Source organism: Lacinutrix sp. C3R15 (assembly GCF_018860825.1).
In the GTDB taxonomy this organism is placed as follows: Bacteria; Bacteroidota; Bacteroidia; order Flavobacteriales; family Flavobacteriaceae; genus Oceanihabitans.
This window is the reverse complement of record NZ_JAHKPZ010000004.1, coordinates 129,403-144,637: the sequence shown is the minus strand read 5'-3', so window position 1 is coordinate 144,637 and position 15,235 is coordinate 129,403. Positions and strand designations below refer to the sequence as shown.

The 15,235-nt window shown below is 29.9% G+C and carries 10 protein-coding genes; 3 read left to right on the top strand and 7 right to left on the bottom strand.

The window, feature by feature from the left end; translation table 11 throughout:
* Positions 1 to 39 precede the first annotated feature (39 nt).
* Positions 40 to 1,227, bottom strand: a complete 1,188-nt coding sequence (gene pgk / locus KO494_RS00660; protein WP_215965654.1) for a phosphoglycerate kinase — start codon at positions 1,225 to 1,227, stop codon at positions 40 to 42.
* Between the two features lie 103 nt (positions 1,228 to 1,330).
* Entirely contained in the window at positions 1,331 to 2,575 is a 1,245-nt protein-coding gene (locus KO494_RS00655; RefSeq protein ID WP_215965653.1) for a hypothetical protein, read from the bottom strand.
* Between the two features lie 146 nt (positions 2,576 to 2,721).
* Between KO494_RS00655 and KO494_RS00650 the strand changes: the two genes are divergently transcribed.
* Complete coding sequence (locus tag KO494_RS00650) at positions 2,722 to 3,879, top strand: DNA polymerase III subunit delta' (RefSeq protein ID WP_215965975.1); 1,158 nt, start codon at positions 2,722 to 2,724, stop codon at positions 3,877 to 3,879.
* Positions 3,880 to 3,913: 34 nt separating this feature from the next.
* Here KO494_RS00650 and KO494_RS00645 read toward each other — a convergent pair whose 3' ends face one another.
* The 5 genes from KO494_RS00645 to KO494_RS00625 form a co-directional block, all read right to left on the bottom strand.
* Positions 3,914 to 4,423 (bottom strand): OmpH family outer membrane protein, encoded by a 510-nt coding sequence (locus KO494_RS00645; RefSeq protein WP_215965652.1) that lies wholly within the window; start codon positions 4,421 to 4,423, stop codon positions 3,914 to 3,916.
* A gap of 210 nt (positions 4,424 to 4,633) precedes the next feature.
* On the bottom strand, positions 4,634 to 5,485 hold the full coding sequence (locus KO494_RS00640; protein ID WP_215965651.1) for a bifunctional 2-polyprenyl-6-hydroxyphenol methylase/3-demethylubiquinol 3-O-methyltransferase UbiG: 852 nt from the start codon (positions 5,483 to 5,485) through the stop codon (positions 4,634 to 4,636).
* Between the two features lie 1,141 nt (positions 5,486 to 6,626).
* The gene (gene mnmG / locus KO494_RS00635) at positions 6,627 to 8,498 is read right to left on the bottom strand and encodes a tRNA uridine-5-carboxymethylaminomethyl(34) synthesis enzyme MnmG (protein WP_215965650.1); all 1,872 of its coding nucleotides are present in this window, start codon (positions 8,496 to 8,498) and stop codon (positions 6,627 to 6,629) included.
* 113 nt (positions 8,499 to 8,611) lie between these two features.
* Positions 8,612 to 9,028, bottom strand: a complete 417-nt coding sequence (gene ybeY, locus KO494_RS00630; RefSeq protein ID WP_215965649.1) for an rRNA maturation RNase YbeY — start codon at positions 9,026 to 9,028, stop codon at positions 8,612 to 8,614.
* A complete protein-coding gene (locus KO494_RS00625) occupies positions 9,021 to 12,410 on the bottom strand; it encodes a DUF4175 family protein (RefSeq protein ID WP_215965648.1) in 3,390 nt (1,129 codons plus the stop codon). The genes ybeY and KO494_RS00625 overlap by 8 nt, the downstream gene beginning before the upstream one ends.
* Positions 12,411 to 12,543: 133 nt before the next feature.
* On the opposite strand from KO494_RS00625, the gene KO494_RS00620 reads away from it, so the two are divergent.
* Both KO494_RS00620 and gltX read left to right on the top strand, forming a co-directional pair.
* The gene (locus KO494_RS00620; protein WP_215965647.1) at positions 12,544 to 13,590 is read left to right on the top strand and encodes an alkane 1-monooxygenase; all 1,047 of its coding nucleotides are present in this window, start codon (positions 12,544 to 12,546) and stop codon (positions 13,588 to 13,590) included.
* A 70-nt stretch (positions 13,591 to 13,660) separates the two neighbouring features.
* Positions 13,661 to 15,166 carry a glutamate--tRNA ligase gene (gene gltX, locus KO494_RS00615; RefSeq protein WP_215965646.1) on the top strand — a complete coding sequence of 502 codons (1,506 nt, stop codon included), beginning with the start codon at positions 13,661 to 13,663 and terminating at the stop codon, positions 15,164 to 15,166.
* The last annotated feature ends 69 nt before the right edge of the window (positions 15,167 to 15,235 follow it).

Genomic DNA, 15,235 nt, shown 5'->3' with positions numbered 1-15,235 from the left:
GTGTTTTATTAAATAAAAAAAAAGAGATATTGATTACTGCTATTCTAAAATAGCTGCAATTCCTGGAAGTGTTTTTCCTTCAAGGCTTTCTAGCATTGCTCCTCCTCCAGTGCTTACGTAGCTTACCTTTTTTTCAAATCCAAATTGCTTTACAGCAGCAACAGAATCACCTCCACCAACTAATGAAAAAGCTCCTTTTTTAGTAGCTTCTGCAATAGAGTTACCTAAAGCAATGGTTCCTCCTGCAAAAGTTTCCATTTCAAAAACTCCTAAAGGGCCATTCCATAGTATGGTTTTGCATTGTAATACTACGTTATTAAAAATTTCTTTTGATTTTGGTCCACAATCTAAACCTTGCCAACCATCAGGAATAGCAGTAATATCACAAGTTTGTGTTTCTGCATCATTACTAAAAGCATTTGCAGCCAAAACATCTACAGGAATATGTACTTGTACATTTTTAGCTTTTGCTTGTTTTAAAATATCTAAAGCTAATGGCATTTTATCATCTTCGCAAATAGAATCACCTACTTTTCCGCCTTGTGCTTTAATAAAAGTAAAGCTCATTCCTCCACCAATGATTAAATGGTCTACTTTATCTAAAATATTTTCAATAATAGTAATTTTAGAAGACACTTTAGCTCCTCCTAAAATTGCTAGAACAGGTTTTTCACCTGTTTGCATCACTTTATTTATACTTTCAATTTCTTTGGCTAATAAATAGCCAAAACATTTATTTTCTGGAAAAAACTGAGCAACAACAGTAGTAGATGCGTGTGCGCGATGGGCTGTACCAAAAGCGTCATTTACATAAATATCTCCAAGTTTAGAAAGACCTTTGGCAAACTCTTTATCACCAGAAGTTTCTTCTTCATGAAAACGTAAATTTTCTAATAATAAAATTTCACCTGGTTTTAAATTTTTAGCAGCTTCTTCTGCTTCGTTACCAACACAATCGGAAACAAATTTAGTTTCTACACCAATTATTTCTTCTATTTTATTTGCAATATGATGTAAGGAGAATTCATCTTGAACACCTTTAGGTCTTCCTAGGTGCGACATTAAAATACAGCTTCCACCATCTTCTAAAACTTTAATAATAGTTGGTTTTGCAGAAATTATTCTGGTAGCATCTGTTACTTGAAAGTTATCATTTAATGGTACATTAAAATCTACTCTAATTAATGCTTTTTTGTTTTTAAAGTTGAAGTCGTTAAGTGTTTTCATTTTTGTTATATATAAAAGATTGCGCAGTTTATTTTAAATGCTAAAGGTCTTTAAAATAAATAATATGCGCAATTTTTTTATTGTAGGATGTATTTAAAGCTTTTTACTCTTCATCATCTATATTACCAACAACAGGTTTTGCTTCTTTTAAAATATCTAAAGAAACTATAAAATCGTTATTTTTAATATTGTTTTCTATAAAGCAAGCTTCGCTTATATCTGTTTTAAATGCTGTAAAAAACATGTAAAAACGATCTGCTTTTGTGTGTACTTTTACATCTAAATTGGTTTGATTGTTCTCTAAAAAAGTATGATTTGTATTTGGAATATTAAATGAAATTAAATCAAATCCTAAAGTGTTTTTGCTTTTTGGAAATCTTGTTGTTACATAGTCTTTGTTGCTTGTAATTTTACTATTGAAGAAATTTTGTGCTGGTCGTAAAGTAGAACTCATATCAACAAAAGTGTTTTCTTTTTTACTAAAAACCGAAAACTTATCTGTTTTTAATTTAGCATCACCTTCTATAGCTGCCATAGTAATAGAAGCATCAATTTCACCAAATTCTGTAGTTTTAAAATTATTAAAATTAATAGCTAATGGTTGTTTATTTAATAGAGACAAGCCATGGTAAGTACTTATATATTTAGGCATTGCATCTTCGTGTTCATAAACTAAATATAAAACCCAACCAGCAGAGCTTCCTCCCGTAATAACACCTTCTGTTGCTCTAATATTTGCAACTGTATAATAACCGTTGGTATTTGTATTTTGTAATATAGATGTTACATCTGCATAACATACATACGGGGAATTTGCTGCAAAGAATTTTTTCTCATATCCATCAAAAATAATTTCTCCTTTAATGTTTTTGTATTCCTGATTTGGCGTTTTAAATTTTATATAATTAAACGTAGTATCTCTTGCTCCTTTAGCTTTAATAAGCATTTTATTTTTTACAACTTTATAATCTCCTTTTTTAAAACCATAAGTTGCACTCCAATATAAAGCTGCAAATTTTATTTTACTTGTATTATGAGGTAATTGTAATGCTGCAGAACTAGAACTAAATGTAGAACTTTCATTATCTATATCTACATATTTCATTTCTATTCTGTCATTTATCAAGCCTATTTCATTATAATCTTTTTTAACCTGTTCGCTTAATATATTATTTCCAATAGCTATTGCGTCTCCTTTAATGTAAAATTCTTTTTGTAGACTTAATGGTCGTTCTTGTATAGTGGAGATAGAACTATTCTTTTGTGCATTTTGTGCATTTTGTGCATTTTGTGCATATGCAGAAAAAACAAAAAATAATGTAAAACTGAGGTTAAGTATAATTTTCATTTTGGGAATGATTTGGTATATCAAATATAACAAAAAAAACACTTTATCTGTGTTTTTTGCGTTTTATCGTATTTATTTTTGTTTAAAATTTTAAATTGAAGAATACTTTTGGTTTTGGTTTTAAGGATAAAAACTATATTTGCCATATGCTTTTTAGTGATATTTTAGGACAAGAACACATAAAAAACCATTTAACACAAAGTGTTGATAATGGTAGAATTGCACATGCTCAATTATTTGTAGGTCCAGAAGGCTCTGGTACCTTACCAATGGCAATAGCTTATGCACAATATATTTTGTGTGGCAATACAAACAAAGAGAACGACAACGGAAACGCTGCATGTAATCTTAAATTTAATAACCTTTCACATCCAGACCTCCACTTTGCTTTTCCTGTTACCACAAGTGAAAAAGTGAAGAGTAAACCTGTGTCTAGTTTTTATCTAGAAGAATGGAGACAATTATTAAAAGAGCAACCTTATGGTAATTTATTTGATTGGTACAAATTACTTGGTGTAGACAATAAACAAGGACAAATTGGTGTTGATGAAGCCCAAGAAATAGTAAAATCTCTAGCATTAAAATCTTACGAAGGTGGTTATAAAGTGATGCTTATATGGATGGCAGATAAAATGAATGCAGCAGCCTCTAACAAGTTATTAAAGCTAATTGAAGAACCACCAAATAAAACCATATTTATTCTTATTGCCGAAGACGAAGAACAAATAATTAACACCATAAAATCGCGTTGCCAGATTTTACAGTTTCCTCCATTGGCAGAAAATGATGTAAAAAAAGGATTAATAAAAGACCATAATTTAGAAGATGCTGTAGCAACTAAAATAGCACATCAAGCCAACGGCAATTATAATAAAGCTTGTGATTTAGTATACCAAGATAGCGAAGATATACAGTTTGAAACTTGGTTTATTTTCTGGATTAGAAGTGCTTTTAAAGCAAAGGGAAACAAAGCAGCAATACACGATTTAATTTCCTGGAGTGAAGAAATTGCCAAAACAGGAAGAGAAACACAAAAACAATTTTTACACTTTTGTATTGACTTTTTTAGGCAAGCATTACTTTTAAATTATAATGCAAACGATCTAGTGTATTTTGAACCTAAAACCGAAAAATTTAAACTAGAAAATTTTGCTCCTTTTATTCATGGTAACAATATTCTAGAAATTTCTGATGAGTTACAAGATGCCATTTACCATATAGAACGTAATGGTAATTCTAAAATAATTTTAACCGATTTATCTATAAAACTAACCAGATTACTACATAAAAAAAGTCAAGCATAAGCTTGACTTTTTTTTGGTTGGTTGGGTGATCTATTTATTTTTTATAAGATGCATTTAAGGCTTCTAAAACCTTTTTTGTAATATCATTAGTTTCACTACCATACATTACACTTCCTGCTTCATTTTTACCTAAAATATAAGTATACCCATTTTTCTTTCCGTAATCTGCAACAAATTCTTTTACAGCTACAATTGCAGAATCTATTTCAACTTGAAATTCTTGCTGCATGCTTTGTTGTTGCATTTGTACTTGTCTTTGTAAACCTTGTTGTTTTTGCATTAAAGCATTGTATTGTTCTTGCGCTTTAGATTGTGACATTTTTGCAGCGGCAAGTTCAAAAGCTTTTGCCTCTATTTGAAAACCATTAGCTAAACTATCTGTATTCTTTTTAAAAGCTTCGTCTTTAATTTGAAATTTTGCTTCAATGTCTTTTTTACCTTGATACTCATTAATCAACTCACCATTATCTATAAAAGCAATTTTTTGTTGCTCACAAGAACTTAAAGCGAAAACGGTTACTACTGCTAAAATTATTTTTTTCATGTTTTAATATTTTATTTTTAAATCGGAGCAAATGTAGAAAAAGCAAAGGAATTTAACAGTATAAAAATTATTTATACTAAACACCTAAGCAATAAGTTAATTTTATTAAAAACAGCTTTAAATAAAGCGTTTTAAGCGCTTTTAAAGATTTTAAGTTGCGATTTGTCATACAAAAGAATAAAAACCAAATAAAAGTCCTTAAAACAAGAATTAGTGGTTTTTTATGACATAAATTAGCGAAGAATACTCACCAGAGCGTCTTGCTTTACAATTAGAAACAAAACCATACCAAAAAGCTTTAAAAGGATTCATAAATCCGGTTTTATATTTTTCTGAAAGTAAGCTTACATAATATGCATCAAATTTCATAGGAAGCGTTTTTACAACTTTCATCTTTTCACTAGCAAAAAGTGCTGCAATAGAATCTTGATTAAAATGCCAAAGGTGTCTTGGTACATCTAAAGCAGCCCAAACGTTTTTATAATGTGCAGCATCAAAACTTTTATAATTAGGCACAGCAATAATTAAAGTTCCATTTTCTTTTAATAAACTTTTAAAAACAGCAACTTGATCTTGTAAGTTTGGTAAATGTTCTAAAACATGCCAAAGGGTAATTACATCAAAACTATTTTTTTTAAATTCTTGCAACTGTTCTGTAGTATAAACAGCATGATTCGTTTTAGTATTTGCAATTTCTCTAGCTTGCTGGTTAGGTTCTATTCCAGAAACCTGCCAATTGTTTTGTTGTGCTATTTGTAAAAAATCACCTGTACCACAACCAATATCTAAAAGCGTTTTTTGAGTAGAAGAAAACGAGTCAATAAGTTTTAATTTTCTTTTTAAAGAAATATTTCTAACAAAGTGATATACTTTTTCAAGTACATTTCTTTTAGCATCTGTATGCGAAATATAATCTTCGGTTTTATAATATTCAAAAAGTTTTTCTTCTTTAGGTTGTGGAGTGGTTTCTAAAAAACCATAGGTTTGATTTTGTACTAATTCAAATTCTTCTCCAGAAACGGAATGATCTTTTACTTTTAAATAGATAGGATTTTTTTTCATTTGAAATAAATTCTGAAAAATAATTCAGAAGGATGAATAACTATTTTTTGATGGATTTTTTTTCAAAGATATTAATATGTATTAAAATCTCTTCAAATGACATCTAAATACTTTGCTACAATATATCAGTAAAAAGAATGTATTCTTAAAGCATTTTCTTTATTTTCAGAATTTACTACAACACAAACAATCTATTTCTTCTTCCCTTTTTTCACCAATACAGAATCTTCTTTTAAAAAAAAAAACAAACTACAAAGTCTAATTATTAATGAATAGTGAATAGTTGCCATTCATTGACGGAACGCACTCTGAAGCCAAAAATTAGAGTTTATAAAAATTGAGTTTTGACAAGAAAACGCTGAAACTTTACTCAAATTAGGAATAAAAAATTACAGCGGATTTTTTAGCAAATTAAAAAACTGAACTGAATCTGGAATTACACATTCAAACGTGAAATAAGAATCACATCGATTTTATTTAATTCCAAGTATTCTATTAAAGGTTTTTAATTCGCACTTATAAAATTGAATAAATTTTTGTTTGAATGATTTTAAAAAATTGTGCATATTGTAAGGTATTTAAGTGTAATTATAAGACGAAAAAGTATTGAATTTGTTACAAATATTATTTGAATTATAAATCAAAACCAAATTGTGTGTGGAATAAAGCAAGTTTCGGAATTGCTCACTCAAACGGAATTAAAAAATAAAGTGGAATATAATGCTCACGGAATTTACTCAAACTCTAAAAATATGAAAACAGAATTTAACTGAACAATTTGAACTCTGAGAAAAAACAACGAAGTGGCAACAAAGTATATAATCCATTGCTAGTTCTAGCCTACTTACGAATATTCATGCGGAATATTCTATTCAGTTTTTATTTGCTAAATTAGTTGCTTATACACACAACGTATCATATACAAAACCGTTAACGCTACCTCTTCCTTTTTAATAATAAAAATATCTAAAGAAAAAAAAGGAATACCTACAAAGCGTTCTTTTAAATATCTATTAAAAATAGAACTAATATTACTTGCAATATTACAAGGTGTATTACTATCTTTTTAAGTCTATCTCATTTAAAACACAAACATGTTCCACGTGGAACACTCCCTTTAATTCTTTAGTTAAAAAGAAAACTATCTACCCATATACACTAATAAAACAGAAATATCATTTGGTGAAACTCCACTTATTCTTGATGCTTGCGCTATAGAAGTTGGTTGTATATTTTTAAGCTTTTCACGCGCTTCTAAACTCATAGATTTAATTTGAGAGTAATCAAAATTTTCAGGGATTTTTACATACTCTAACCTATTTAATTTATCAGCATTCAGTTTTTCTTTAGCAATATATCCAGCGTATTTTACCTGTATTTCGGTTTGCTCAATAACCTCATTATCTAAATTATTTTCTTGAATATAGTTTTCAACAGCTTCAAACTTTCTTACATCTTCAATAGTAATATTAGGCCTAGAATATAGCTTAAACATCTTATCTGACTGTTTAACTAATGCAGAGTTTTTAGATTCTAAAACTGGATTTGCTTCTTCTGGCTGCACACTGGTTTCTCTAAAAAACTGAACAAACTTTGCTGCTTGTTCATGTTTTTCTTCCATACGTTTTAAACGTTTTTCACTTGCTAAACCAAGTTCAAAACCTTTAGGTGTTAGACGTAAATCTGCATTATCTTGACGTAATAACGTTCTATATTCTGCACGAGAAGTAAACATTCTGTATGGCTCTTCTGTTCCTTTTGTAATAAGGTCATCTATTAAAACACCAATATAAGCTTCATCTCTTTGTAGTGTAAAAGGATCTTTTTCACTTACTTTTAAGCTTGCATTTATACCAGCCATCAACCCTTGAGAAGCTGCTTCTTCATAACCAGTTGTACCATTAATTTGACCAGCAAAATACAAACCTTCAACTAGCTTAGTCTCTAAAGTATGTTTTAATTGTGTTGGCGGAAAATAATCATATTCGATAGCATAACCAGGTCTAAAGAATTTTACATTTTCAAAACCAGCTACAGAACGTAAGGCTTTAAATTGTACATCTTCTGGCAGAGAGGTTGAGAAGCCATTTATATAATATTCTACGGTATTCCATCCTTCTGGTTCTACAAATAATTGATGTCTATCTTTATCTGCAAAACGGTTAATTTTATCTTCTATTGATGGACAATATCTTGGACCCAAACTTTTAATTCTACCATTAAACATTGGCGAACGATCAAAACCTTCACGAAGTAAATCATGTACCTTTTCACTAGTATAAGACATGTGACAAGAACGTTGTTTTGACAAAGGCTTTGTAATATCTAAATAAGAGAATTTTTCTGGATTAACATCTCCTGGTTGTTCAAGCATTTTAGAAAAATCTAAAGAACGACCATCTACTCTTGGTGGTGTTCCTGTTTTCATTCTACCAGATTCAAAACCTAATTGCACTAGTTGTTCTGTTATTCCTGTTGCTGCTTTTTCACCAGCTCTACCTCCACCGAAATTTTTGTCACCAATATGTATTAAGCCATTTAAAAAAGTACCATTAGTAAGTACTACAGATTTAGCTTTAATTTCTACACCTAAAGAAGTTTTTACACCAACCACTTTATGATTTTCAACTAATAAACCAGACACCATTTCTTGATAAAAGTCCAGGTTTTTTGTTTGCTCTAGAAGCAATCTCCAGTCTTCAGCAAAACGCATTCTATCACTTTGCACTCTAGGACTCCACATTGCAGGTCCTTTAGACTTATTAAGCATTTTAAACTGTATAGCAGAAGTATCACTAACAATACCAGAGTAACCTCCAAGTGCATCAATTTCACGTACTATTTGTCCTTTAGCAATTCCTCCCATAGCAGGATTACAAGACATTTGCGCAATGTTTTGTAGGTTCATGGTAATAAGCAATGTTTTGCTTCCCATGTTTGCTGCTGCTGCTGCTGCTTCACTTCCTGCGTGACCAGCTCCAACAACAATAACATCATATACTTCGTTAAACATGTAATATACCTTTAAATGAAATTTATATTATATTTTGATTTTTTAGAAATGTTCCACGTGGAACACTTCTTTGTTTTATAACTGAAACAGCTTGCAAAGATACAAGTTATCTTCTAATCTGTAGTTAATTGCTCTAAGTAGAAATTTTCTTTGCTACGCATAACTTTAGCATCTTCTTCTGTTTTATCTTTATAACCACAGTAATGTAAAACACCATGAACAATGACACGATGTAATTCTTCTGCAAAAGAAACTTTGAAATCTTTAGCATTATCTGTAACTCTTTCTGTAGAAATAAATATATCTCCTTGTATAATTTTTCCTACGGAATAATCAAAACTAATGATATCTGTTAAGGTATCGTGATTTAAGAATTCTACATTTAATTTATGTAAATATGCATCATCACAAAAAACGTAATTGATTTCATCTTCTTTACATCCTTCAGAAACTATAACATTAGAAATCCATGTTGCTAATGTCGTTTCATAATCTAATTTAAAATCGTTTTCGTAATTAAAATTAATCATTGTTTTGTTTAAAATATTCTTGCACTTTCTTTTTATAAATAGATTGCAAAGGTAAGCTTTGTCTATTTAATATTTCGGTTGTGTTAAAATATTGTTTTGCGGTAGGAATTTTATTATTTGTTTTATTATCAAAATTCTTAGTATTGTTTTGAGATTCACGTTTTTCTTCCTGTCCTTGTTGCAATGTTGCTTGTTCTAATTTAAGTAATTGATGTTTTAAATTCATCATTTTTTGCAGGGTCTGTTTGGTAAAACCTTTGTTTAATAAATCTAATTCAATTTGTTCCATTTGTTTTACCAAATTACTACCTATACCTCCTTTACCTTCTTTAGCCAATCTATCTTGTAAAGCTTGACGTATTTGCTGCTGTTGTTGGTAAATTCTAAACAATTCGCCATGTAATTCTTCACTGTTTCCTTCTCCTAATTTTGTTTCACCTTCACCATCATTTCCATTTTTACCTTCGCCTTTTTCTTTGCCATTTTCTCCTTGTTGTCCTTTATTACCTTCGCCTGCTTCGCCTTTTTTACCATCACCCATTTTTCCTTCCATTTCTTTAGCTAACTGTTCTTGACTTTTAATTATATCTGGAAGACCACCTTCTCCTCCTTCGCCTTCTCCTGGTTTTGGTTGCCCTTGACCACCTTGTCCTTGACCACTCATTTGCATTTGCATATTATCTAATGCATTGCTTAAAAAATCTGCAAGATTATTAGCAGAAGTAATGGTGTATTGCTGATTAGAAACGCCTTTGTATATTTGATTTTCTGAAAATTCTTCTAAAGATTTATCTACATTATAAAACACCTCTCCTATTTCTTTATTTACTTTTTCTGAAATTTTTGGTTGGCGTAGCGATAAAGCAAAAAGGCTATCATCAATATGCGAAAAATGTTCTCTTAAATCATACTGTTTACGCAAATAAGAAGCATACTTATTATGGTTTACTTCAATGCTATTAAATTGTTTCATTAAATGTTCTTGATCAAAAGAAAAGAGTACTAAATTATCTAAAACCTGACGTAACATGGCAACATCTTCTGCCAATTGTTCTCCACTTGATGAAGCCATAGCTGCTTGCATTTGTGCACTCATTTGTTTCATTTTTTGAGCGGCTTGTTTTTGTTTTTGTTGTGCTTGTTTTTGGCTAGATTGCTTTTGTTGTTCTTCTTGACTATTTTGTTTTTCTTCTAATTTATCTGAAGCTTCTTGTTGATCTTCTTTTACATTTTCTTCTTCCTTTTTATTTCTATCTATTTTTTCTGGACGTTTTAATTCTTGATTTTCTTTTTCAAGTGCATCCATTTCTTTTTGAAAATTTTCAAACTCCTTATTAATTTCGTCTTGTTTTTCTTTGGTGTTTTTTTCTGGAATTTCTTCAGAGAGCTTTTCTTGTTTATCTGCTAACTTTTCTAATTCTTGTTGTAGCTTTTCTAATTTTTTAGCTACATAATATTTTTTGGTAAGTTCTAATAACTGTTCTAAACTACGTTCTTGGTTTTTATTTTGTTTGGCTAGCTTTTCTAATTTTTCGCTTAACTCTTCTTTATCTAATTTTTCTCTTAATTTTTCTAACTCCTCAAGCAGTTTCTCATCTTTTTGAAGCTGTTCTTCATTTTCTTTTAAACGCTGCTTTAAATCGTCTTTAAATGGGTCATCTTCCTTTTCTTGCTGAAATTCTTCTAAATTATCTTTAAGCTTTTTATTAAAGCTCTTCATCATCTCTTCTTGTTCTTTTTGACGTTTTAAAAAATTGTCTAGTTTACGTTTATCATTAAAACTTAAAGTGCTTTTTTCTTTTTGGTTTTTTGAAAGTTGTTCTAATTCCTTATCACGTTCTTCCATTTTTTCAAGAGACTTATTTAGCTCTTGAATGGTTTCCTTTTGTTCTTGTAACTGTTTTTGTTCTTCTTCTTCTTGGGTTAATTTTCTGTAAGAAAATACTTCACTTTTAGTGCTTTTGTATTTATGAATTACATCATTATCAAAAACTTGAAAATATAAATCATAAGATATACCTTCAGTAATTTCAAGATTATTAGGAAATGCTGTTATAAAATCTGCTACATTAGATTTTGAGATAGTAATATTTTCTACGCGTTTTTCAGCTTCATTTTCTGAAGGATAATACACTAATTGTAATGTATGTAATCCGTAATCATCACTTACTTGTCCATAAAAATATAGGCTTTGTTGGTCTAAACTATCTACTTTCATTTTAATATTTAGTTCAGGATATTCGTCTTTAATAACATCAATACTAAAGGCTAGGTTTTCGTAATCTTTAAGGTTTGCATTACTCGTGGTAAGGTTATATTTTAAATTGTTATAGACTTTTTTTGAAGCTGTAAAAACTCCAGAATTATCTGTAAATACAAGGGTATCTTTAGCATATAAATGTACTTGATCTGTGGCTTTGGTATTTAATTTCCAGGTAATATTTGTGCCTTGTGGTACAATTGCATTTCCAGTACTTTTAAGGGTTTCGTCTTGTTTTTTGGTATGACTAGGATACTCTAAAACCATATCAAAACTCAATAAAGTTGGTGCTTCAATAACCTGTAGTGTGTATGGTTTAGAAGTAACATTATTTGCCAATAATTGAAAAGTAAGATTTTGCTTTGGTTTACTAATAACATACTCAAAATCACCAATTGCTTTTTGCTGTAAAAAATAAGTTTCGTTATTGTAAGTTATTTGCACATTTTCTGGTTGTACCTCTCCTACTGTTTTAATAAAAAGTGTAAAGTCTTTATTTTCTGTAGCTTGAAGATTTTCATTGATAACAAAAAACTGAAAAGGAGCAGGTGGCTCATAGGCTGTTTTGTAGTTTACTACTCTTTTATAGCTATCGCTAAACCAATTAAAATGTCCGGAAACCGAAGCTAAAAGCAAAATTAAAACAGGAATTGCAGCATATTTTAAATACTTGGTATTCTTTTTAAAATTTACAGCTAGCTTAAAAGGAACAGGTTGTAAGCTTGCAGATTTTTGTGCAATACTTGCTAGAAGTAATTCAGATGGTTCTGAAGATTGTTTTAATTGAAGAACATTAAGCAATTTATCATTAACCTCTGGAAAGTGATTACCTATTATTTGCGAAGCTTCTTCATAATTAATTCCTTTTTTAAGCTTAAATAATTTAGCTAAAGGAATAGCAATAAATTTTGCAAACAGCAACATTTCAACCACAACAAATAACCAAAATAAAATGGTTCTGCCAGAAGAACTTAACCATAAAAAATGCTCGATGAGTAAGGTTAATAAAAAATACAATAAGCCTATACTAAAAAATAGAATGGTACCTTTAATGAGTTCATTAGTGTAGTATTTTCTAATAAACGCTTCTAGTTTAACTTGTATGTTCTTAAAATTGTGCAAAGTGTAGCTGTTTAACTTACTAAACTACAATAATAATTTTAACTAGAAATGCCTAAATTTGGTAACATTCTGTTAATTTTAAATAGAAATTTAAAAGATTTTCGCTTTTGCGGAAGTAAAATAAAGTACTGTAATGAAAGATCTTAAATATTTAGCTGCTTTTTCTATTCCGTTACTGGCTGTTTTAGGTTTATATTTTAAAGGAATATATGTTTATTTGGTTCCTATTTATGCCTTTGTTTTACTACCAGTTTTCGAGATGTCTTTTCCTATTGACGATACAAATTTAGAAACAGAAGAAGTAGCAAATAAACTTAAAAATAAGTTGTTTGATTGGTTGCTATACTTAAACCTTCCTATTGTTTATGGTTTACTTTTTTTAAATTTAAAAACAGTAGCAAGCCAAAATTTAGAAACCTATGAAATAGTTGGTTTGGTTATATCTTTAGGAATTGTTTTAGCTATTAATGGTATTAACGTTGCACATGAACTTGGACATAGACAACGTAGCAACGCGCGATTTTTAGGCAAAGCCTTGCTCCTACCTTCTTTATACATGCATTTTTATATAGAACATAATTTTGGACATCATTTACATGCTGCAACTCCAGAAGATCCAGCAACAGCAAAATATAATCAAAGTGTATATTCGTTTTGGTTCACCTCTACTATTAGACAATATTTAAAGTCTTGGAAGATTCAAAAAAAACTTTTAAATAATAATAATAAATCTTTTTTCTCTGTTAAAAATGATATGTTTTGGTTTACTATTATTCAAATTAGTTATTTAGTTATAGTATATCTGCTTTTTTCCTCTTCTGGATTATTTTTTGCTTTAGCTTCAGCAATTGTAGGCTTTATTCTACTAGAAACTGTTAACTATATAGAGCATTATGGCTTGCTTCGTTTAAAAACAAAATCAGGTAGATATGAACGTGTAAAAAAAATACATTCCTGGAACTCTAACCATATTATTGGCAGAATTGTATTGTATGAATTAACCAGACATAGTGACCATCATTATAAAACAACAAAAAAATATCAGATTTTAGATTGCCATAAAGAGAGTCCGCAAATGCCTTATGGTTACCCAACCTCTATGTTAATTTCGTTATTCCCTCCACTGTGGTTTAAAATCATGAATAAACGTGTACCAAAAGAGATGCTTACAACTTTATAAAAAACTTATAGCATCTAGTTTTTGTCTTATAGCTTAATAACTATCTTTGCACTTTCAAATTAAAAATAAAATGACCAAAAACGTTAGAGTGCGTTTTGCACCAAGTCCTACAGGACCTTTACATATTGGAGGAGTACGTACTGCTTTATTCAACTATTTATTTGCTAAAAAACACAACGGAACTTTTGTATTACGTATTGAAGATACAGACCAAAACCGTTATGTAGAAGGTGCAGAAAAGTATATTATAGATGCTTTAAACTGGTGTAATATTCCTTTTGATGAAGGACCAGGAAAAAATGAAAAATTTGGACCATACAGACAAAGTGAGCGTAAGGATATATATAAAAAATATGCCGATGATTTAATAGCTTCAGGAAATGCATATTATGCTTTTGATACTGCTGAAGCATTAGATTTTCATAGAAAAGACCACGAAGCAAAAGGAAAAACATTTATTTATAATTGGCATAACCGATTAAAACTAAGTAATTCTTTATCTCTTTCTGTAGAAGAAACACAGGCAAAACTAGATGCTGGAGAAGATTATGTAATTCGTTTTAAATCACCACAAGACCAAACCTTAGCATTAAAAGATATTATTAGAGGAAATATTAGTATTGATACTAATATTTTAGATGATAAAGTTTTGTTTAAAAGTGATGGTATGCCTACCTACCACTTAGCAAATATTGTAGATGACCATTTAATGGAAATTACACATGTTATTCGTGGTGAAGAATGGTTACCAAGTTTAGCATTACACGATTTATTATATAAAGCTTTTGGTTGGGAATCTCCAGAATTTGCACATTTACCGCTTATTTTAAAACCTACAGGAAAAGGAAAATTAAGCAAACGTGATGGTGATAAATTAGGATTTCCTGTATTTCCGTTAGAATGGAAATCTCCTGAAGGCGAAGTTTCTAGAGGATATAAAGAAGATGGTTATTTTGCAGATGCCATGGTAAACTTTCTTGCCTTTTTAGGATGGAATCCAGGAACAGAGCAAGAAATTTTTAACTTGGAAGAGCTAATTGCAGCTTTTGATTTAGAACGCGTAAATAAATCTGGAGCTCGTTTTGATCCGGATAAAATAAAATGGTTTAACCACCATTATATGCAAGAGCAAAATGATGAAGAATTGGCTGCCATATTTCAACAAAAACATGAAGAATTAAAAGACATTGATGTTAACTATATTGCCTTGGTTGTTGGCTTAATAAAAGAACGAGCAACGTTTATTAGTGATTTTTGGAACTTAAGTTCTTTCTTCTTTGTTAGCCCTAAAAGCTACGATGAAAAAGCATATAAAAAATCTATGAAAGAAGGAACTCGCGAACTATTAACCGAGCTTTCTGCTGTAATACAAACTATAGAAGATTTTGAGGTAGAAAACCTTAGCGCTACTATTAAAACCTGGATTACCAATAAAGAAATTGGTTTTGGAAAAGTAATGATGCCTTTGCGTCTAGCCTTAGTTGGTGCCTTACAAGGTCCAGATGTATTTGATATTATGTATATGATTGGTAAAAACCAAACCATAGAAAGAATAGAAAAATTAGCAACTAGCTAATAAATGAAAAAGCGAGCTTAACGGCTCGCTTTTTTTATAAGCTTATTTCTATTAATAATGCTCTTGTTC